A 21,149-nucleotide genomic window follows, 5' to 3' on the forward strand; every position below is an offset into this window, starting at 1 on the left:
AAGAATCAACTCACTCGATTCAACACCGCTCGTAGTTTTAACGGTTTGACAGGTTTAGCAATAAAGCTAAAGCCATTAGATTTGATGGCGCTTAACATATCTTCTGTTCTATCGGCACTGATAATAACCCCTTCAAAGTTATCTCCTAACCTTAAACGACACTGTTGTAGCACCTCTAATCCAGTTCGGTCATAATCCAGTCGATAATCAGAGAAAATAACATCAGGAACCCACTCATGCTCAAGTATCTTCATGCTCTCAACCAGATCTTGAGCGGTTTTTACCTCACAGCCCCAGCGTTCTAACAAGTTACGCATTCCAAGTAAGATATCCAGCTCGTTATCTACACAGAGCACTTTTACATGTTGCAATGGTGGGCTAACAGGTTGAGGAGTGACCTCCAATAACTCTGGTAACGCGCTACCACGAGATAAGGTGATAGAAAATACCGTCCCCTCTTCTGGCCATGAACGTAATCCAATCTGATGTTCTAATACTCGCGCTATCCCTCTAGATATTGCCAAGCCTATCCCCAATCCCTGTGACACATGGCTTGGATCTCCCCGGGTAAATTCTTCAAAAATTTCGGTCTGCTTTTCTGGAACGATCCCCTTGCCGTTATCCCATACCTCGATTCTAACGTCACCGTTCACACGTCTCGCCCCGAGCAATACTTTTCCTCTCGGGTTATAACGAAACGCATTAGTTAAAAAGTTTTGCAGTACTCGCCGGAGTAACTTGGCATCAGAATTAACGATCAGTTTGGAGGGCACCATGTGAAAATCGATTTGCTGCTGCTTTGCCAGTGCGCTAAATTCTGCATTGAGATTATGCAATACTTCATCAATTGAAAAATTCTTAATATTGGTTTCAAGCTTTCCTGATTCTAGGCGGGAGATATCAAGCAGATCACCAATCAACTCTTCAGCCGCGCCAAGTGCGCTTTCAATATGGCCTGACAGTTTCTTAGTTTCTGATTCCTTTGCGGTTTCAGAGAGTGAAGAAGCAAAAAGACGTGCTGCGTTTAATGGCTGCATAAGATCATGGCTCACCGCGGCGAGAAAACGGGTTTTAGACTGTGACTCTGTATTGGCGTTTTGAGTAGCAGAAACCAACCTTTTGTTCAGCTCTTCCAACTCTTTCGTTCGCTCTAAAACTCTACTTTCTAAGTTCTCATTGGCTTCTTTTAATGCCTTTTCTGCCTGACGAAATACCGTGATATCGGTAAAGCTCATAACAAAGCCACCACCAGGCATCGGATTACCTTGCACCTCAATAACCCGTCCATCAGGATAGGTTCGGGAAGAAGTATGCTGAGTGCCACACTCTAAGTGATAGACCCTTTTTCTTACATGTTCTTCAGGATCACCGGGGCCACACAAACCTTGCTCAGCATTGTGCCTAATCACATCAGCTATCGGTCGTCCGACTTGTACTAGACCCGCCGGAAATTCAAACATTTCAAGATACCTTTGGTTCCAAGCAACCATTCTCAACTGCTTGTCCACCACGGTAATACCTTGGCTAATATGCTCAATCGCCCCTTGTAGCAGACCCCGACTAAAGTCATACAGTTCGGATGCTTCATCCACTATGGTTGCCACTTCTTCCAACTGCATGTTTTTACCCTTCAATGCAGAAGTAAGTACCAACTTCGCAGATGAGGCACCAAACACACCAGCGAGCAATCGTTCTGTATGACGAATTAACCCAGAAGAAGCTTGCTGATTAGGAAGCAGTGTTTTGTTTTGCTGACGCCAAAAATTATTAAATGATAAGCGCGCTCTGGGTCGACCTACAAAACGAGATGCCAGCATTTCTAGCTCAGCCACAGTGACTCGACTTTGATAGAGACTGACATTTTCACTTTCAGGTAATGGGGTACCTACAAATGCTGCCGACTGTAAGCGTTCACTTAAACTGGCTCTAGTAACCAGAGAAATGGTGATATAGCAGAACGCATTGATGAGCAGGCTTAGCGCCATTCCCCAATCAGAATCGGTTAACGACCAGCTGGCTAACAGCTCTGGTGGCTGTATCAACCACAACAATAAATTACTGCCAGAATCCCCCGCTAGCATATCAGTCTGGCTCATCAAGGTAACAAGCCAGATGGTAAAGCCAGCTAACAGACCAACATAAACCCCTTTTTTATTTCCTAGTCTCCAGTACATTCCACCAATCAATGACGGGGCAAACTGTGCAATTGCAGCAAAAGAGAGCAAGCCAATAACCGATAATGATCGAATGCTATCCAGCGCCATGTAAAAACCCCAAGCACCAAATAAGATAAGTAATATTAATGCTCGACGAATATTAAGTAGTAAACCGGAAAAGTGGAGATGGGTTCGCTGAGAAAGGCGCATCCGACGTAGCAGAAGAGGTAAAACAAGATCATTAGAGACCATAATGGCCAATGCGATGGTGGAAACAATCACCATACCACTCGCCGCCGATGTGCCACCTAAAAAGGCCAATAACGCAATATCGTCAGCGCCAAATGCCAAAGGCAAACTGATCACATAGGTGTCTGCCGGACTACCAGATAACAAGCTCTGTCCAACCCATGATATAGGCAGAACAAATAACCCCATCATAATCAAGTAAGCTGGAAACACCTTTCTCGCAACATGCAGGTCTTGCGCTCTCTCATTCTCCACCACCATGGTGTGGAACTGCCTTGGCAAACAGATGATCGCGGCCATGGTTAACAGGGTATGAATAACCAATCCCGGTATATTTGGCGACTGATAACTTTCAATCGCCATATCAATCAACTTAATCTCTGAACGGCTTATCGCAAGGTAAACAATGAATAACCCCACCACCAAAAACGCCATAAGTTTAACAATTGACTCAAACGCAACAGCCATCATCATGCCTCGATGATGCTCCGTGTTATCAATGTGTCGCGTGCCAAACAACATGGTAAAGACCGCCAAAGCCCCAACCACAAACCATGATATATGACTGTCTTGATAACCCAATTGGCTATTCAAATCCGGGGCGAGGATATCAAGCCCCATGGTAATACCCCTAAGCTGAAGGGCGATGTAAGGTAAAATTCCGACGACAGCAATAAGGGTCACAGTGACGGCTAACCCTTGGGATTTCCCATATCTGGCGGCAATAAAGTCAGCAATAGAGGTGATATGTTCACGCTTAGCAATAAGAATTAGCCGCGCCAGTATCCGCCAGCCAAAAGCGAACACAATTATCGGGGCGATATAAATGGGTAAAAAAGACCATGGGTTGCTACTGGCTTGCCCCACGGTGCCGTAAAATGTCCAAGAGGTACAATAGACGGCAATGGAAAGGCTATAAATCCAAGGGCGCCAATTAGACAACCACTTGGTTTGCCTATCTCCGTACCAAGCAATAAGAAACAGAATCCCGAGATAAGTGAGCGTAACGGGAACAACCAGCCAACCTTGCATTTATATATCCTTATATAAAAAACCGAGATATTGGAATCTCGCCAGTTAGTGTATACCCAAAATGTTTCAAGTTGCAGCAAGGCTGACGTTAAATGAGATCCTTAAAACAGAGAAATTTAATACAGGTCAGTTTAGAAAAGAGAATATCAGGCAGGAGAAAGTAACCAAAAAAAAGCATGGGAAGTCAGACAACATTCACCATGCTTTAATCATCATTGCTATTTTACAGACATAAGCGCTAACTCGACATTTTCGCTTCGGTCAAAGAACTGTTCTTCTCCACCTTGACAAATAGAGCCATCACCCCCATTGCCGCCATGCCCCAAAAAACATTGGCACCATATAACTCATATCCCCAGCCGGTTAATGCCGTCATTAAGGCGGTAAACGCGCCCATTGGAATGGCATTATAGAGGGCTTGAAGTGGCACAACCTCGCTCTCTCTTGCTCGCTGAATATATTGAATCGCAGCGATATGCGCCGCAGCAAAAGTCACACCATGCAGCATCTGTACGAAAGCCAGCACCCACAACTCGGTCGTTAATGCCGTCAGGCTCCATCGGACGATCACACCTACTGAGGCTATCAAAAATAACGTACGTAAACTCAAACCAGCGAACAAGCGTTTACTGGTGGCAAACACGGTAATTTCTGCGATAACACCAAGGCTCCATAAATAGCCAATAATGCTTTCTGCGTGCCCTGCGCCTTTCCAGTAGATCGAACTGAAACTGTAATAAGCCGCATGACTACCGTGCAACAAAGAAAGCAGAACAATAAATCTCAACACTTCTTTATCAGCAAGTAGAGCCATTAATTTTGGTCGTTCACTGCTCTCTTCATCGGTTGTAATTGGTGCTGGTGTCGGCGTTCTCATCGCCAAAAGCAGACCGACTGCAGTACCAGCCAATGCCGTATGCACAATCATATCTGTGCCATAGAGAGAAACCAGATAACCCACTACGGTGGAGCCGGCTATAAAGGCAATTGACCCCCATAAGCGCGTCCGACCGTAATCGAGCATCTTCATCTTGGAGTAGTAGTTAGCCATTGCATCAGACAGCGGAATTGCAGGACCACAACAAGCATTAAATAGAATGGTGGCTAATGCCATCAGCCAGAAGTTTCCACCGGTAAAAAAATGGAACCAGATAAAGATTACCGACAAAAAGCTTAGCCAACGAATCGCGGGAAGCAGATACTCTACCTTATGTAATCTTGGTGTTAGCACTAGGTTGGCAACGCAACGGGCGCCAAACGCTATCCCCATAAGTAGGCCAATATCTCCCGCTGATACACCTTGGTCTTCAAACCAAAGCGCCCAAAACGGAATATACACCCCATAGGCAAAAAAGAAGCCAATAAAGTACTGTGAAATCCAGCCATAAGGGGTCGGAGAGAACATAATAAACCTGAACTTTGAGATAAGAATTGTCGCGCATATTATGCAGTGCTTATCTCTCGCAAAAAAGGAAATTGTTGAGTTATTTTATTTCCTCCTAACTCATTCATGTTTGTTACAAAAAAAATGGCGTATTAGACCAAAGTCGTCTGGATGAAAACAGCAAATTAGTCAGACTTACAGTAAGGTTATTTCACTGGTACTTATCGAGCTATGCCTGACAAATTTAATATGCAGTCGCCACCATTTGATCGGCTACTGGAAGATCAACAAAAACTACTACGCTCTTCACTGGACGTGGCCTACTATCGTGAAACAGAGACGATATTAAAGTCTGGTGCAAAAAGTGAATACCTGTTTATCCTCATTAAAGGGGCCGTTGAAGAACGCTCTGCTGACGACAGCGAAATATTTGCTCACTATGCCAACGATGATATTTTTGATGTACGTTCTCAATTCGACGACTTAAATAAGCATAAATACATCGCCTTAGAAGATACCCTTTCCTACCTTTTACCAAAAAAAGTATTCCTAGATCTTTATAGCGCTAATGGCGAATTTGCGGCTTACTTCGACAATAACCTCGCTAAGCGACAAGAGCTGATTGAAGCGGCTCAGCAGCAGCAAAACTTAGCGGAGTTTATTCTCACCAAGGTGGATAACTCGATATATCATCCACCATTAATACTGCAACCAACGCTGCCACTTATTGATGTCACGAAACAACTAAAAGAGAACGGCATTGATGCCGCACTAGTGAGACTGGACGACAATGATCCTCGTATTCTCAATCAACCCAACCAACATCCATACGGAATCGTAACCCGCACTAATATGCTGCACGCCGTCATGCTAGACAATCACCCTCTTGATACACAAGTTGGTGATATCGCCACTTTTCCAGTGTTCCATGTTGATGATGGTGACTTCCTGTTTAACGCCATGATCACCATGACCAAAAACCGCATGAAACGAGTGATGGTTTGCGATGGCAATGACGCCGTTGGCATGCTAGATATGACGCAGATACTCAGTGCTTTCTCTACTCACTCCCATGTACTGACTTTAAGTATCGCCCGAGCCACCAGCATAGAAGAGCTCGCTCTAGCGGCAAACAAACAGAGACAACTGGTCGACAGCCTGTTAGGAAATGGCATCCGAACTCGATTTATCATGGAGTTAATCTCTGCCGTTAATGAACAAATTATCGAGAAAGCCTTCGAACTGACTATTCCACCCGCAGTAAGAGAACAGATATGTTTGGTTGTTCTCGGCTCCGAAGGTCGAGGCGAACAAATTCTAAAAACCGACCAAGATAACGCCCTGATCGTAAAAAATGGCTTTAACTGGCCAGAAATGGAACAGACGATGAATAACTTAACGCATGTTTTGCAGCAGTTAGGTTACCCTCTGTGTCCCGGGAAAGTAATGGTCAATAACCCAACATGGGTTAAGTCAGAAAGCAACTGGAAGAAAACTTTATCTGCATGGGTGAACAAAGCACATGCAGAGCAGGTAATGAAAATTGCCATCGTGGCCGATGCTCACGCGGTGGCAGGAAACCACTCTCTACTGGCACCAATCAAGCAACACCTCATCACCTTAATGGCCAATCAGGAACTTATTTTAACCGAGTTCACCCGACCAGCACTCAACTTCTCTATTCCGCTAACACTGTTTGGTAATGTGAAAGCTTCCAAGTCAGGAGTGGATCTAAAACAAGGGGGGATCTTCCCAATTGTTCATGGCGTCCGGGCTCTTGCGCTAGAAAACAGCCTAAAAGAGAACAACACCTTTGAAAGAATAGAAGCGCTACAAAAACACAAAGTTCTGGAGCAGGAAACCGCAGACAACTTAACCGAAGCACTAAAACTGTTTTTTAAACTTCGCTTAGCGCAACAGCTATCACAACAGCACAGTCACAATAAAATAGACCTCAAACTGCTAGACAGAACTGAACGAGATCTTCTTCGTCATAGTTTGCACGTGGTCAAGAAATTTAAACAGTGGCTTGGTTACCACTATCAAATCAGAGATTAGGCCTATAGGTCTTAAGTAGTAGATATGAACTGGCTATCAAGAAAGTGGTGGCATTACAAACTTAAAGGCTCACCCTATCAGCCTCTATTTTTGCCTTGCGATCATAAAGAGTATGTATCATTAGACTGTGAAACCACCAGCTTAGACCCCCTTCGGGCAGAGCTGGTGACCATTGCTGCGACAAAAATCATCGACAATAGAATCATCACCAGCCAACCTTTCTATGTCCGTTTACGCGCACCGCAATCCTTAGATTCAGGCTCCGTAAGGATCCATCGTATTCGTCACCAAGACCTGATAGATGGTATGAGTGAAAAAGACGCCATTAGCGCTCTGCTAAAATTTATCGGCAACCGTCCATTAGTGGGTTACCACATTCGCTACGACAAGACTATTCTCGATATCGCTTGTCAAAAACACTTTGGTTTTCCTTTGCCAAACCAATTAGTCGAAGTCAGCCACATTTATCATGAAAAGCTAGAACGTCATTTACCTAACGCCTATTTTGACCTGAGCTTAGACGCCATTTGCAAACATTTAGATCTACCGGAACAGGATAATAAACATGACGCATTGCAGGATGCGATATCCGCGGCTTTGGTTTATGTCCGGCTTACCTATGGTGATTTACCCGCACTGACATCGGCCTATTTGCGTTAGCTCACTCACTGGTCAGCTAAGCTGCTAATTTATCCTAAAGTCTAATTGAGAAAACACCCGCTATAACCGACAGTTACATCACTAAAAGCGACTATGCTTATACAAGAACATAACAAAGGTGTGCAAAACCACGCCTCTGATAGTCAAAAGCCCAATAAAATAAACTCAACGGAAGTTTGCTGAATCACAAGGAGAGAAGCAATGAGTGTGTATCCGGTCAAAGAAAATATCAAGGCTCAGACCCACGTTGACAACGACACCTATTTATCAATGTACCAACAGTCCGTTAGTGACCCTGAATCTTTTTGGGGTGAACACGGCAAGATCGTCGATTGGATAAAACCATTCAGCCAAGTTAAAAACAGTTCATTCGACCCCGGCCATGTTGGTATAAAATGGTTTGAAGATGGCACGTTGAATGTATCGGCAAACTGTATCGACCGTCATTTAGCGGATAAAGGTGATGACGTTGCCATTATCTGGGAAGGCGACGATCCAGAAGAAGATGAAAGCATCACATTTAACCAACTGCATGAAAAAGTCTGTCGTTTCTCTAATGCATTGAAAGAAGCGGGCGTAAACAAAGGCGATGTCGTTTGTCTTTATATGCCAATGGTGCCTGAAGCCGCAGTTGCTATGTTGGCATGTACCCGCATTGGTGCGGTACATACCGTGGTGTTTGGCGGTTTTTCTCCGGAAGCTTTATCGGGCCGTATTATCGACTCCAACGCGAAAGTGGTCATCACAGCTGATGAAGGTATTCGTGCAGGACGTGCGGTTCCACTCAAGAAAAATGTTGATGAAGCGTTAACTAATCCTGAAATCAAAAACATCTCTAAAGTTTTGGTCTTTAAACGTACAGGTGCCGATGTAGCTTGGCATGAACATCGCGATGTTTGGTGGCACGAAGCGGTTGCTAATGTATCGGACAACTGCCCACCAGAAGAGATGAAAGCAGAAGATCCACTCTTTATTCTTTATACGTCTGGCTCTACAGGCAAGCCAAAAGGGGTACTCCATACCACCGGCGGTTACCTAGTTTATGCGGCCATGACCTTTAAGTACGTCTTCGACTACCATCCAGAGGATACCTTCTGGTGTACCGCCGATGTGGGCTGGATTACCGGACACACCTACTTGGTTTATGGTCCATTGGCTAATGGTGCAAAAACCATCTTATTTGAAGGTGTCCCTAACTATCCAAATACTAACCGCATGAGTGAAGTGGTAGATAAACACAAAGTGTCTATTCTTTATACCGCTCCAACGGCTATTCGTGCACTAATGGCGAAAGGCAATGAAGCGATCGAAGGCACCAGCCGAGACAGCTTACGCATTATGGGCTCAGTAGGTGAACCTATTAACCCTGAAGCGTGGGAGTGGTACTACAAAACCATTGGCAACGAAAAATCACCGATTGTCGACACATGGTGGCAAACCGAAACGGGTGGAATCCTAATTACTCCGTTACCGGGTGCGACAGAACTAAAACCGGGCTCAGCGACTCGTCCTTTCTTTGGTGTACAACCCGCGCTAGTAGACAACATGGGTAACATCGTTGACGGAGCTACCGAAGGTAACCTAGTGATTTTGGACTCATGGCCGGGACAGATGCGTACCGTATATGGTGATCACGACCGCTTCGAACAGACATACTTCTCGACGTTTAAAGGCATGTACTTTACCGGAGATGGTGCGCGACGTGATGAAGATGGCTACTACTGGATCACCGGACGTGTCGATGACGTACTAAACGTTTCTGGACACCGTATGGGTACAGCAGAGATCGAATCAGCACTCGTGGCGTTTGATAAGATCGCCGAGGCGGCAATTGTTGGTGTACCTCATGACATCAAAGGTCAGGCCATTTACGCTTACATCACCCTTAATGATGGCGAGTTCCCAAGTGCAGAACTTCATAAAGAGGTAAAAGAGTGGGTTCGTAAAGAGATTGGCCCAATCGCTACCCCAGATGTTTTGCATTGGACCGATTCCTTACCAAAAACTCGTTCCGGTAAAATTATGCGTCGTATTCTTCGTAAAATTGCAACCGGAGATACAGGTAATCTTGGAGACACCTCCACACTGGCAGATCCAAGCGTTGTCGACAAACTGATCGCAGAAAAAGCAGAGATGTCGTAGCTCGCGAACGCACTTTACTCCATTAAACCGCCGCAATTGTGGCGGTTTTTACTTTCTCCATTTTCACTTCTCTTGTCATTTTCCCATTACTTCACTCGCAATTGGCGACATAAACACCGTTTTTCAGCCTCATTGATTGTCAAAAGTGTTAACCCGGTTACAAATCAAAAAACTCAACCATGGAGATTAGACCAGTAAATTGCTGCTATTTGCTGTGAATTAACTATAATCGGAGTCTAAAACGATGATTGACTGAATTTTGACTGGAAAAAACACATTTGCTCGCAAATAATTAGAACATTCTAATTTGTAGCCACGTTAAAGGAAGATAACTCCAAGATGACAGCAAAGTTACGCATTCTGCTCTTAAATGGGCCAAATCTTAACCTGTTAGGTGTTAGAGAGCCGGGTCATTATGGTTCTCAGACTCTGGAACAGATTGTCGCAGACCTATCTAATCATGCTCAACAAGCGGGTGCAGAGCTGCAACATCTTCAATCAAACCGAGAGTATGAGCTGATCGAAGCGATACACGACGCTCGGGATAACATCGATTTTATCATTATTAATCCGGCAGCATTTACCCATACCAGTGTTGCTTTGAGGGACGCTTTACTTGGGGTCGCAATCCCATTTATTGAAGTGCACTTGTCCAACGTTCATGCACGTGAACCATTTCGCCACCACTCATACCTTTCAGATAAGGCAGTGGGCGTAATTTGTGGACTGGGTGCCCAAGGTTACCAATTCGCATTGACTGCAGCGATTAATCAGCTTCAGTCAAACTCATAAAGAACTAATATCGTTTCGCTCTGTCATAAGTAGCGAGAAACGTTTAACAGATAAAGAGAAAGAAAAGATGGATATTCGTAAAATAAAGAAGCTAATCGAACTGGTTGAAGAGTCTGGCATTGCTGAGCTTGAGATTTCTGAAGGTGAAGAGTCAGTACGAATCAATCGATACAGCAACGCACCAGCGGCTGCCGTTCAATATACAGCAGCACCTGTAGCAGCAGCGCCTGCGGCACCTGCAGCGGCACCAGTAGAAGCAGCAGCACCGGTTCCAGCTGAACCTGCGGGCCATAAAGTTCTTTCTCCAATGGTAGGTACTTTCTACCGTTCTCCAAGCCCTGAAGCGAAAGCCTTCGTTGAAGTTGGTCAATCTATTTCTGCTGGCGACACATTATGTATCGTTGAAGCAATGAAAATGATGAACCAAATTGAAGCGGACAAATCAGGTGTGGTTACCGCTATTCTTGTTGATGACGGTGCAACCGTAGAATTCGATCAACCACTTGTTGTTATCGAATAATAGAGGTTAGCCAATATGCTAGATAAATTAGTCATCGCGAACCGAGGTGAAATTGCACTTCGTATTCTTCGCGCATGTAAAGAGTTAGGGATCAAAACGGTTGCCGTTCACTCAACGGCAGACAGAGACCTAAAACACGTATTGCTTGCCGACGAAGCTATCTGTATCGGTCCAGCAAAAGGGATCGACAGTTATTTAAACATCCCACGTATTATTTCAGCAGCTGAGGTAACTGGCGCTATCGCTATTCACCCTGGTTATGGCTTTCTATCTGAAAATGCCGACTTTGCTGAACAAGTAGAGCGCAGCGGATTTATCTTTGTCGGCCCGAAAGCCGAAACGATTCGCATCATGGGCGATAAAGTATCTGCTATTACGTCAATGAAAAAAGCAGGCGTTCCTTGTGTACCGGGTTCTGATGGTCCATTAGATGACAATGCAGAACTAAACAAAGCCCACGCTAAACGTATTGGCTACCCAGTCATTATCAAAGCATCTGGCGGCGGCGGCGGTCGTGGTATGCGTGTTGTTCGCAGCGAACCTGAACTAGTTGAAGCAATTGCTATGACTCGTGCAGAAGCTAAAGCAGCCTTCAACAACGATGTGGTTTATATGGAGAAATTCCTAGAAAACCCTCGTCACGTTGAAGTTCAAGTGATTGCCGATGGTCAAGGTGGTGCAATTCACCTTGGTGAGCGTGACTGTTCAATGCAACGTCGTCACCAAAAAGTCGTTGAAGAAGCACCTGCTCCGGGTATTACCGCAGAAATGCGTAAATACATCGGTGAACGCTGTACCCGTGCTTGTTTAGAAATCGGTTATCGTGGTGCTGGTACGTTTGAGTTCTTATATGAAAACGGCGAGTTCTACTTTATTGAAATGAATACTCGTATTCAGGTAGAGCACCCTGTTACAGAAATGGTGACTGGCGTTGACCTAATCAAAGAGCAACTTCGTGTTGCAGCAGGACAACCCCTCTCCTTTACTCAAGACGATATTAAGATCCGTGGCCACGCGGTTGAATGCCGAATCAACGCCGAAGATCCTGAACGTTTCTTACCTTGTCCGGGAACAATCAACCGTTTCCATGCTCCGGGTGGAATGGGAGTTCGCTGGGAATCTCATATCTACACGGGCTATACGGTTCCACCTCATTACGATTCAATGATCGGCAAGCTAATCACCTTTGGTGAAAATCGCGATGTGGCGATTGCTCGTATGAAGAACGCACTGAGTGAAATGATTGTTGAAGGCATTAAAACTAACGTGCCGCTGCAGCAAGAAATTATGAATGACGAAAACTTCCAACACGGTGGCGCAAATATCCACTACCTTGAGAAGAAACTTGGTCTTCAATAAGAAACTGCTATTCACTAAAAACGGCCTCAATTGAGGCCGTTTTTTTTTCGCGTTCTGCTCTCAAACTAGGCTTAATTAAACCCCAGATTCATTGCCCCATAAATACACATGCAACTGTGGCAACACTTTTACATCAAACCAGCGCCGCTTGGTCACTTCTTCCACTAAGGTTCTGGTTTTCTCTGTTAACTTTGCTATATCTGCCTCACCGTCTAGATCCGTATTGCACGGTTGCAAGTAAATCGGAATATCCACATAGCGATCACGAATATCACTCACCCATTGCAGATCCATATCCTCAGCAATGACTATTTTAATACTCACCTCAACATCACCGGCACTAATTAAGCAATGCTCAAAACGTTCTCGAATAAATTTCATTTTACTCGACGGAGGCTTGGGGCTAAAAGTAATCTGGTCAAGCATCGAAAACCAAGGCGCCGCAACACTTCCTTGCGTCTCTAAAGCAAAGCTATAGCCTTTTTCTTTACCCAACTTAATAAGCTGAGAAAGATCCTGCGTAGCTGGATTCCCGCCCGATAAGGTAATCAAAAGGGGTTTACCGTCACTTAGTGCGACCACTTTTGCCATCACCTCATCCGCGCTCATTTCTACCCACTGAGAACGATAGTGATTATCCACCGCATAAAGGGTGTCACACCAACCACAACGAAAATCACACCCTGCGGTACGAACAAAAATGGTCGGTGTGCCTATTGCGCTTCCTTCCCCTTGAATTGTCGGGCCAAAAATTTCAGAGATGATTAACATGGTCGATACTCTGCCCACGTTTTTTCTGTTTCAGATACACTCACCGCACAAACTTCAGGCCATCGTGCATAACACCAATCAAACAGGTGCTTTGCTAACTGTTCTGCTGTGGTGTTGTCATCACCCAACACATCATTTAGGTGACGATGATCCAAATGCTCATCAATGTAATTTTTTAGATCAGATAATTGGCGATAATCACGAACAAAGCCGCTTTCATTTAGAGTCTCTGCTGCCAACTCAACCACAACTTTATAGTTGTGACCGTGCAGACGGGTACAAGGATGATCTTCCGGTAAGTTGCGTAACTGATGAGAAGCGCAAAACTGAAACGATTTACTAATTCGATACATAAGTGCATTGTCCTATAGATAATTAACAATGCAGCACAAAAACTCACCACTGAATATCAGAGTGAGTCTGTTTTTAACCTGGTGCTACGACAGGGCTTATAAAAGCCCACACAGTCTATCATTTCATCTCCTTAGAACAAGTCACTTGAACATGGCGCTTTTATTCATGATTCCCTGTACAAATAGACAGTTAAATGCTTGAATGTCTCTGATATCACATTTAAAACCGAGTTTGTTATGGCGCAACTTTTATCTACAATTTCTGTTACTTCACTATCAGGTGTCGGGGCGAAAGTCGCAGAGAAGTTGAGCAAAATAGGCGTTAACTCGGTTCAAGACCTTTTGTTTCACCTACCCTCTCGTTATGAAGACCGCACCCGCATTTATCCCATAGCCCAACTTCACCACGGTTTGTGGGCCGCCGTTCAGGGCGAAGTCATGGCTGTTGATACTATTTTTGGCCGCCGAAAAATGTTGACGGTAAAAATTAGCGATGGCAACGGTACGGTTACCTTGCGGTTTTTCAACTTTACCGCAGCAATGAAAAACAACTTTGCTCAAGGTAAACAAGTTCAAGCTTACGGTGAAGTTAAGCGTGGTAACTATGGGCTAGAGATTGCCCATCCAGATTACACCTTTCTTCATGGTGAGAAATCCCCCGCGAGCGAACAGAACCTAACACCGGTTTATCCCACCACAGATGGGTTAAGGCAGCTCACCTTACGTAATTTAACGGAGCAGGCATTAGCCCTATTGGATAAAGTCGCGGTCGAAGAGTTATTGCCTTCTGGCTTATACGATCGTCAATTAACCTTGGCAGAGGCGTTACACCACATTCATCGGCCTCCATCCACCACCAACTTAGACGATTTTGATTTAGCAAAAACACCCTCGCAAAGACGGCTGATTATTGAGGAGCTGTTGGCACAAAACCTATCTATGCTTGCGGTGCGCAGCAAAGGCCAACAAGATAACGCCATTGCATTGCCTTATGCTCAACGGTATCAACAGCAGTTACTCTCTCAATTGCCCTTTACTCCAACCGCCGCGCAAACCCGTGTGGTCAAAGAGATACAAGAAGACCTAAGCAAGCCTCACCCAATGATGCGCTTGGTGCAAGGAGATGTAGGTTCAGGAAAAACCTTAGTGGCGGCATTAGCAGCCTTACAAGCGATCGAACAGGGTTACCAAGTTGCATTAATGGCTCCGACAGAACTGCTTGCAGAACAGCACGCTGTAAACTTTACTCAGTGGTTAGAACCTATGGGGATTTGTGTGGGATGGCTTGCAGGAAAACTCACTGGAAAAAACAAACAGCAGCAGTTATCACGAATCGCCACTGGTGAGGCGCAAATGGTAGTTGGTACTCATGCACTGTTTCAGCAACATGTAGAGTTTAACCATCTGGCATTGGTAATCATTGATGAACAGCATCGCTTTGGTGTTCATCAACGCCTCATGCTGAGAGAGAAAGGAGAAGCTCAAGGAGCATTCCCTCACCAGTTAATAATGACCGCCACTCCTATTCCACGGACACTGGCAATGACCGCTTACGCGGATTTAGAAACGTCTGTAATTGATGAGTTACCGCCGGGACGTACGCCGATACAAACGGTGGCGATCCCTGATACCAAACGGCAAGATATCATTGAACGCGTTAAAAATGCTTGCCTGAATGAAGGTAAACAAGCCTATTGGGTATGTACCTTAATTGATGAGTCCGAAGTGTTAGAAGCACAAGCTGCCGCAGATACCGCGGAAGAGTTGCAGCGAAGCTTGCCAGAGTTACGTATTGGCTTAGTACATGGCCGTATGAAACCAGCCGAAAAACAAGCGGTCATGCAGCAATTTAAAGAGAACCAATTGCACCTGTTAGTTGCTACTACCGTGATTGAAGTTGGTGTGGATGTCCCTAACGCCAGTTTGATGATCATAGAGAACCCAGAACGTCTTGGCTTGGCGCAATTGCATCAGTTGAGAGGCCGAGTAGGTCGGGGGCAAATTGCCAGCCATTGCGTGCTTCTCTATCACGCACCACTATCAAAGACAGCACAAAAGCGCCTTGGAGTATTAAGGGAGAGTAACGACGGCTTTATCATTGCGCAGAGAGACCTAGAAATACGAGGACCGGGTGAATTACTCGGAACAAAACAGACTGGCCTGGCGGATTTTAAAATTGCCGACTTAGTAAGAGATCAGCAACTTATTCCTGAGATCCAAAAAATGGCACGTTATATTCACGATAATTACCCTAAAAACGCTCACGCTATTATTGAACGTTGGTTAGGCGAACGAGATATATTCGCCAAAGCCTAACTCTGCAAAATCTCACTCACTAAAGCTTGAATCACTAAAGTATTGAGCACCTCAGTGAGCGGCTTCAATTCTCCCGAGCTGAGGTTACTTACCGGCTGGAAAACTGATTTGGGCTTTGAGCCCTCCATCATGGCGATTATTAAAAGATATGGCGCCAGAGTGATGGCGTATTATGCGCTTAACAATGGCTAAACCCAGCCCAGTACCTTCACTGCCTCTGGCACTATCTCCTCGAGTAAAAGGTTCCATCAGTTTTCCGACTTGGCTAGGCTCAATACCGGGGCCATTGTCTTCGACACTGATCCAAATAAAATGGTTATCCGCGGTTCTCCCCGATGAGACTTTTATCCACCCTTCCCCATACCGTGAAGCATTAACAACTAAGTTGGTGATGGCGCGCCTAATTGCGGTCGGGCAAGCCTGAATCGTGCTGTCGTGTTCCATCAAATCAAGGTGGATGTCCAGTTTATTGTCTGTCGCGGTTGCAGACACAACCCCTTTTATCTGTTCATTCACATCGACACTTTGAAAATCTGCCAAGTTGGCAGGTTTTAAGTAATCCATAAATTGATTGATGATTTCATTACACTCTTCTGTATCTTGAATAATGCCTTCAACCAAGTAGTCATCTTTGGTCTCCATCATTTCTGTTGCCAGACGAATACGCGTTAATGGAGTACGCAGATCATGGCTGATACCTGCCATTAATAAACCTTTGTCATCTTCTAGCCGTTGAATACCTTCTGACATTTGATTAAAAGCCTGACTCACCGCTTTAATCTCACTGGCTCCCCTCTCTTTAATTGGAGGAGGGACCTCCCCTCTTCCCACCATATTTGCCGCGTTAACTAAACTCATTAATGGCCTATTTTGAGCTCGAATAAATAGCCAGCCACCAATAAAAATAATCACAGCCATAAATAAGCTATTAAAAAACAACAGAATAAACTCTTTTTGTTGCAGTTCAGATAGGGGGACTCTCAGCAATAAATCGGGTAAGGCATCTAATTTCAACCATAAAATATAACTCTCTTTACCACTGGCCAGCCTTACTTCTGTTGGGGTATCAAGATACTCACTCATCTCTTCACTTAAAAAGTCGATGCTGGTAGCACGATCAAACTCCAGATGAATGGGCTCACTACTTACATGAGCCGTTACTCCCAGTTTCTCCAACAGTTTTCGTTTAGAAGGCGCTTCCAGATAAACCCCTTTCTCTAACTCAACGTCTTCTACCAGCATCAGTTTTACTTCATAGGAAAGTATTTGGTTAAACTGCTGAATACTAGGCAATAAAGCGTAATTTATAACGGTGAAGTACGAAAAAATCTGGCTGGCGATAAGCACGAATACAAACAGTACAATTGCTCGAGTGCGGGAGCTCTTAAATGGCATAGTGGCCTCAAATAAAACCCCGAGGGTAGAGCTCGGGGCTGTGATCAAATCAATTTAAACATCTTTTCCGTCAGGGACAAAAACATAACCTAATCCCCATACTGTTTGAATATAGCGTGGATGACTGGGATCTTCCTCTACCATTCTGCGTAATCGAGAGATTTGAACATCAATGGAACGTTCCATTGCTGAATATTCTCGTCCTCTGGCCATATTCATTAGCTTGTCTCTGGACATCGCTTCACGCGGATTATTAACCAAGGCTTTAAGAACAGCATACTCACCAGACGTTAATGGCATAGCCTCATCACCACGGAACATCTCTCTGGTGCCAAGATCCAACCGAAAATCACCAAACTCGACATACTCACCATCACTGCTTGGGGCACCCGGCACCTCGACGACTTGACGACGAAGTACAGCATTGACTCTCGATAACAACTCTCTAGGGTTGAATGGCTTAGGCAAGTAATCATCTGCTCCCTGATCCAAGCCGAGAATACGATCAGCTTCATCACCTTTCGCAGTCAGCATAACAATAGGAATAGTATTCCCTGCTTTTCTTAGTCGCCGACAGATTGATAAGCCATCTTCACCGGGAAGCATCAAATCCAATACCATCAAATTAAAATTTTCACGCTGCAATAAGCGATCCATCTGTTCTGCATTAGCCACACCCCGAACCTGAAACTCTTGCTCGGAAAAATAACGTTCAAGTAATGAGCGTAATCTTACGTCATCATCTACAACTAAAATTTTATTATTCTCTTGCATTCAAACTCTTCCATCACTCAGTTAATGGTTATAGCACTAAAAAGCATACTCAAATATCACATTTGTTTAGTAAAAATCATGAAAACAATTGTTAAAATTTGTGTCAATTATGAACTCAAACTGAATAAGTGGCTCATAAACCATTAAGTCGCCACCACTATACTCACCCTATTTCCAATGCATCCTAAATATCTTACTTTACTGTTGAGAGTACTGTTGTGAGCCAAGTTAGCCTTTTTCTAGGCGCATTTTTAGATGCGCTGATAGGACCCAATTTAATTGTACCGGGAGAACCATTTTTAATTGCTGCCGGTTATCAATTGCATCAAGGCAGTTATCTGGCGGTATTCTCAGTCCTGTTAGGTGGTTTTTTAGGTGACCAACTCAGTTATCAAATAGGTAAAAAATACGGCCGAAAAGGCAGTAAAAAACTGATTAACTGGCAACCAAAACTACGCCGCACCATGGCCAAATGCCGACTGTTAATGGTCAAAAAAGGTAACTATGTTCTCTTATTTGCAAGGCTACTCGGCCCTGTCGCTTGGGTCGTGCCTTTTATGGCTGGCACCAATGGCATTCGCTGGCGACGATTTACCGTTTATTCTTCTATAGGTCTGATACTTGGTGTGGGACAGTTTATTGTATGGGGGTATTTGCTCTCTTATGGAGTAGATAATGTTGCCGCGTTAAGCAAGGTTAAAACATTTTTACTCGCCCACCAGTATAGTTTACTCGCTCTATTCGCCGCCGGACTGTTTCTTTATGTCGGCATAAAATACAAGTACCGCAATATTGCGTTAAAAAGCTTCTCCATTTTTTTACTTGGAATGTTGAGCGCTAACTACAACTACTTTTTTTGGTCTGCTGATGACTTTCAACCCAGCAGCAATAACGCAACGATCTCGTTGCAAACTGAACAAATTAGCTTTAAGGCTTACCCGTCTCCATCAATAAATGATGACGCACAAGCGATCAATGTTATTTTTATTGGTGCCTCACCTGCACCATTGATGAACAGACTAGGTTGGATAGAAAATAAAACCTTCTCTCGGCACGATATTGGATGGACAGATTACATTGCGCTGCTAATGGCAAACACCCCACCTGTTTCGGATCTATTTTGGCAAGATCAACCTCAACAGCTGGCCTATCAGTTACCCGGCAATTTATTACATCGCAGCCATATTCGCTGGTGGAATGCAGGGATTGATGCCACTTCAAACCAGCCAATATGGCTGGGGGCCATAAGCTACGACAATGGACTTAAAATTACTCCCTACCTTGGCATGCTCACTATTTTGCACAGTATTGATCCTGATGTGGATGAACAACGCGACAAACTCGCTATGCAAATCAAAACCAGTCTAACCACTCACTTTTCAGAGTTGGTTGCTATTGGGCACCCTATACCACCAAGCCAACAACTCGACTATTTTACCGATGGCCACATACTGGTAATAAATGACACGCCCACCTCCCTTGCCCTTAGCCAATAAATAAGGGAGGTAAACAGGCTAACCGTTTAGGTTAAGCGGCTTGATATACCAGTCGTGGTAATCCGTGTTACTGCTTGTAATCAATTGAGTTGATAAACCACTCTTTCTCACCCTCTGGCGTGCGAACCACAAACTCGTCGTCCACCTCTTTTTTTAACAGAGCACGTGCCATTGGAGAGTCGATAGAGATATAGTCTTTAGCATCGCCATAAATCTCTTCAGGGCCAACGATACGAAAGTTCTTTATTTCGCCCGCCTCATTTTCTATCTCAACCCAAGCACCAAAAAAGACTTTGCCTTCTTGCTGAGGCGAGTAATCCACAATGGTAACCTCAGGCAAAAACTTTCTTAAAAAACGAACCCGCCGATCGATCTGTCGAAGCAATCGCTTGTTAAAGGTGTAATCCGCATTTTCTGAACGATCCCCTAAACTTGCAGCCCAAGTCACTATCTTCGTCACCTCTGGTCGCCGTTCATGCCATAAATAGTCGTGCTCTTTTTTTAGCTTGTTATAGCCTTCACGAGTAATTAGCTTGGTTTTCATACTTACCTTAATTTATATACGTATCTTCGTTTTATGTTTATCGAGCACTTACCAAAATAGTACCAAGATAACCGCTTTTTCTCTTCCCCTATTGTAACGAGTGAATCGAGGACAGACACTTTAATGACGATTAATTGAGGACGCTAAACAGATTTCTGCTAAACTCCATGGCAATTTAAGCTACCCATAGAATCATTCCCATGCCTTGGATTCAAATAAAATTTAACGCCACTGATAAAAATGCTGAGCGCATCAGCGATATGTTGATGGATGAAACTGGCGCACTTTCCGTGACCTTTTTGGACGCCAAAGACAATCCCATTTTTGAACCCTTACCAGGCGAAACTCGTCTATGGGGAGAAACGGACATCGTTGCCCTTTATGATGCAGAAGTAGATACCAACCAAGTCATCGAACAAGTTAAAGCCTCAGATATGCTAACCGCTGACTTTGCTTACAAGGTTGAGCAACTAGAAGATAAAGACTGGGAACGGGAATGGATGGATAACTTCCACCCAATGCAGTTTGGTGAGCGCCTGTGGGTTTGCCCAAGCTGGAAAGAAGTGCCAGACCCTAGCGCCATCAACGTTATGCTAGATCCCGGCTTAGCATTTGGTACTGGCACCCACCCAACCACCTCTCTCTGTTTAGAATGGTTAGAAAAAACCGACCTCAAAGGAAAGACCGTTATTGATTTTGGTTGTGGTTCAGGAATTTTAGCTATTGCCGCCATAAAATTGGGGGCAGAGAAAGTCATTGGTGTCGATATTGATCCTCAAGCCATCATCGCCTCTAAAGATAACGCAGAGCGAAATGGCGTGGCAGATCAATTGCAACTTTTCTTACCTCAAGACCAGCCAGAAGGACTGATCGCCGATGTGGTTGTCGCCAATATTTTGGCTGCACCATTAAGAGAACTCTCTGGAGTAATCAAAGGATTAGTCAAAAATGGCGGTGAAATTGCCATGTCAGGTGTATTAGATACACAAGCTGAAGACGTCGCAAATTATTATAAAGATGAATTTGCCATCGACCCAATTGCAGAAATGCAGGAGTGGTGTCGTATCTCTGGTAAAAAAAGCCAATAAACAGCACCAGTAATTGATTGAATTTTAGACAATTTACAAAACAAAATGTAAATGCTCAAA

Annotated in this window: 17 protein-coding genes; 10 read left to right on the forward strand and 7 right to left on the reverse strand. The window is 44.4% G+C overall.

Going from position 1 to position 21,149, the window contains the following annotated elements:
* Positions 1-5: 5 nt before the first annotated feature.
* On the reverse strand, positions 6-3,437 hold the full coding sequence (locus CHJ_RS13870; protein WP_317917942.1) for a PAS domain-containing hybrid sensor histidine kinase/response regulator: 3,432 nt from the start codon (positions 3,435-3,437) through the stop codon (positions 6-8).
* 61 nt (positions 3,438-3,498) lie between these two features.
* Here CHJ_RS13870 and CHJ_RS13875 point away from each other — a divergent pair, with 61 nt between their 5' ends.
* A complete protein-coding gene (locus CHJ_RS13875; RefSeq protein WP_317917943.1) occupies positions 3,499-3,672 on the forward strand; it encodes a hypothetical protein in 174 nt (57 codons plus the stop codon).
* 3 nt (positions 3,673-3,675) lie between these two features.
* On the opposite strand, the gene CHJ_RS13880 is transcribed toward CHJ_RS13875, so the two are convergent.
* Positions 3,676-4,842, reverse strand: coding sequence for a 3-phenylpropionate MFS transporter (locus CHJ_RS13880; RefSeq protein WP_317917944.1), 1,167 nt, complete (start codon positions 4,840-4,842; stop codon positions 3,676-3,678).
* Between the two features lie 210 nt (positions 4,843-5,052).
* On the opposite strand from CHJ_RS13880, the gene CHJ_RS13885 reads away from it, so the two are divergent.
* From CHJ_RS13885 to accC, 6 genes are all read left to right on the forward strand, one after another.
* A complete protein-coding gene (locus tag CHJ_RS13885) occupies positions 5,053-6,879 on the forward strand; it encodes a putative nucleotidyltransferase substrate binding domain-containing protein (protein ID WP_317917945.1) in 1,827 nt (608 codons plus the stop codon).
* A 24-nt stretch (positions 6,880-6,903) separates the two neighbouring features.
* Positions 6,904-7,539 (forward strand): 3'-5' exonuclease, encoded by a 636-nt coding sequence (locus CHJ_RS13890; protein ID WP_171752788.1) that lies wholly within the window; start codon positions 6,904-6,906, stop codon positions 7,537-7,539.
* Positions 7,540-7,740: 201 nt separating this feature from the next.
* Positions 7,741-9,681: an acetate--CoA ligase gene (acs, locus tag CHJ_RS13895; RefSeq protein WP_171752789.1), complete on the forward strand. Its 1,941-nt coding sequence runs from the start codon at positions 7,741-7,743 to the stop codon at positions 9,679-9,681.
* A 339-nt stretch (positions 9,682-10,020) separates the two neighbouring features.
* The gene (aroQ, locus tag CHJ_RS13900; protein WP_171752790.1) at positions 10,021-10,473 is read left to right on the forward strand and encodes a type II 3-dehydroquinate dehydratase; all 453 of its coding nucleotides are present in this window, start codon (positions 10,021-10,023) and stop codon (positions 10,471-10,473) included.
* Positions 10,474-10,540: 67 nt separating this feature from the next.
* A complete protein-coding gene (accB, locus tag CHJ_RS13905; protein WP_171752791.1) occupies positions 10,541-10,993 on the forward strand; it encodes an acetyl-CoA carboxylase biotin carboxyl carrier protein in 453 nt (150 codons plus the stop codon).
* A 15-nt stretch (positions 10,994-11,008) separates the two neighbouring features.
* Positions 11,009-12,352, forward strand: a complete 1,344-nt coding sequence (gene accC, locus CHJ_RS13910; protein ID WP_171752792.1) for an acetyl-CoA carboxylase biotin carboxylase subunit — start codon at positions 11,009-11,011, stop codon at positions 12,350-12,352.
* A 75-nt stretch (positions 12,353-12,427) separates the two neighbouring features.
* On the opposite strand, the gene queE is transcribed toward accC, so the two are convergent.
* Together queE and queD are read right to left on the reverse strand one after the other, a co-directional pair.
* Complete coding sequence (queE, locus tag CHJ_RS13915; RefSeq protein ID WP_317917946.1) at positions 12,428-13,123, reverse strand: 7-carboxy-7-deazaguanine synthase QueE; 696 nt, start codon at positions 13,121-13,123, stop codon at positions 12,428-12,430.
* Positions 13,117-13,476: a 6-carboxytetrahydropterin synthase QueD gene (gene queD, locus CHJ_RS13920; RefSeq protein ID WP_171752794.1), complete on the reverse strand. Its 360-nt coding sequence runs from the start codon at positions 13,474-13,476 to the stop codon at positions 13,117-13,119. Before queD ends, queE begins: the two co-directional genes overlap by 7 nt.
* Positions 13,477-13,713: 237 nt before the next feature.
* Between queD and recG the strand changes: the two genes are divergently transcribed.
* A complete protein-coding gene (gene recG / locus CHJ_RS13925) occupies positions 13,714-15,792 on the forward strand; it encodes an ATP-dependent DNA helicase RecG (RefSeq protein WP_317917947.1) in 2,079 nt (692 codons plus the stop codon).
* 84 nt (positions 15,793-15,876) lie between these two features.
* Here recG and envZ read toward each other — a convergent pair whose 3' ends face one another.
* A complete protein-coding gene (envZ, locus tag CHJ_RS13930; RefSeq protein WP_317917948.1) occupies positions 15,877-17,187 on the reverse strand; it encodes a two-component system sensor histidine kinase EnvZ in 1,311 nt (436 codons plus the stop codon).
* Between the two features lie 54 nt (positions 17,188-17,241).
* The gene (ompR, locus tag CHJ_RS13935; RefSeq protein ID WP_171752797.1) at positions 17,242-17,961 is read right to left on the reverse strand and encodes a two-component system response regulator OmpR; all 720 of its coding nucleotides are present in this window, start codon (positions 17,959-17,961) and stop codon (positions 17,242-17,244) included.
* Positions 17,962-18,179: 218 nt separating this feature from the next.
* Between ompR and CHJ_RS13940 the strand changes: the two genes are divergently transcribed.
* The gene (locus CHJ_RS13940; RefSeq protein ID WP_317917949.1) at positions 18,180-19,457 is read left to right on the forward strand and encodes an LssY C-terminal domain-containing protein; all 1,278 of its coding nucleotides are present in this window, start codon (positions 18,180-18,182) and stop codon (positions 19,455-19,457) included.
* Between the two features lie 67 nt (positions 19,458-19,524).
* Here CHJ_RS13940 and greB read toward each other — a convergent pair whose 3' ends face one another.
* Entirely contained in the window at positions 19,525-20,001 is a 477-nt protein-coding gene (gene greB, locus CHJ_RS13945; RefSeq protein ID WP_171752798.1) for a transcription elongation factor GreB, read from the reverse strand.
* Between the two features lie 200 nt (positions 20,002-20,201).
* Here greB and prmA point away from each other — a divergent pair, with 200 nt between their 5' ends.
* Positions 20,202-21,089, forward strand: coding sequence for a 50S ribosomal protein L11 methyltransferase (gene prmA, locus CHJ_RS13950; protein ID WP_317917950.1), 888 nt, complete (start codon positions 20,202-20,204; stop codon positions 21,087-21,089).
* The last annotated feature ends 60 nt before the right edge of the window (positions 21,090-21,149 follow it).

Origin of the sequence: Vibrio sp. MACH09, assembly GCF_033238805.1 — a bacterium.
Taxonomy (GTDB): Bacteria; Pseudomonadota; Gammaproteobacteria; order Enterobacterales; family Vibrionaceae; genus Vibrio.

Bases quoted from the DNA above. Each gene is read 5' to 3' on its own strand.
- CHJ_RS13890 (WP_171752788.1), top strand. From the start codon at position 6,904: ATGAACTGGCTATCAAGAAAGTGGTGGCATTACAAACTTAAAGGCTCA.
- CHJ_RS13885 (WP_317917945.1), top strand. From the start codon at position 5,053: ATGCCTGACAAATTTAATATGCAGTCGCCACCATTTGATCGGCTACTG.
- ompR (WP_171752797.1), bottom strand. From the start codon at position 17,961: ATGCAAGAGAATAATAAAATTTTAGTTGTAGATGATGACGTAAGATTA.
- queE (WP_317917946.1), bottom strand. From the start codon at position 13,123: ATGTTAATCATCTCTGAAATTTTTGGCCCGACAATTCAAGGGGAAGGA.
- accB (WP_171752791.1), top strand. From the start codon at position 10,541: ATGGATATTCGTAAAATAAAGAAGCTAATCGAACTGGTTGAAGAGTCT.
- CHJ_RS13870 (WP_317917942.1), bottom strand. From the start codon at position 3,437: ATGCAAGGTTGGCTGGTTGTTCCCGTTACGCTCACTTATCTCGGGATT.
- recG (WP_317917947.1), top strand. From the start codon at position 13,714: ATGGCGCAACTTTTATCTACAATTTCTGTTACTTCACTATCAGGTGTC.
- envZ (WP_317917948.1), bottom strand. From the start codon at position 17,187: ATGCCATTTAAGAGCTCCCGCACTCGAGCAATTGTACTGTTTGTATTC.
- CHJ_RS13875 (WP_317917943.1), top strand. From the start codon at position 3,499: ATGTTTCAAGTTGCAGCAAGGCTGACGTTAAATGAGATCCTTAAAACA.
- acs (WP_171752789.1), top strand. From the start codon at position 7,741: ATGAGTGTGTATCCGGTCAAAGAAAATATCAAGGCTCAGACCCACGTT.
- queD (WP_171752794.1), bottom strand. From the start codon at position 13,476: ATGTATCGAATTAGTAAATCGTTTCAGTTTTGCGCTTCTCATCAGTTA.
- greB (WP_171752798.1), bottom strand. From the start codon at position 20,001: ATGAAAACCAAGCTAATTACTCGTGAAGGCTATAACAAGCTAAAAAAA.
- aroQ (WP_171752790.1), top strand. From the start codon at position 10,021: ATGACAGCAAAGTTACGCATTCTGCTCTTAAATGGGCCAAATCTTAAC.
- accC (WP_171752792.1), top strand. From the start codon at position 11,009: ATGCTAGATAAATTAGTCATCGCGAACCGAGGTGAAATTGCACTTCGT.
- prmA (WP_317917950.1), top strand. From the start codon at position 20,202: ATGCCTTGGATTCAAATAAAATTTAACGCCACTGATAAAAATGCTGAG.
- CHJ_RS13880 (WP_317917944.1), bottom strand. From the start codon at position 4,842: ATGTTCTCTCCGACCCCTTATGGCTGGATTTCACAGTACTTTATTGGC.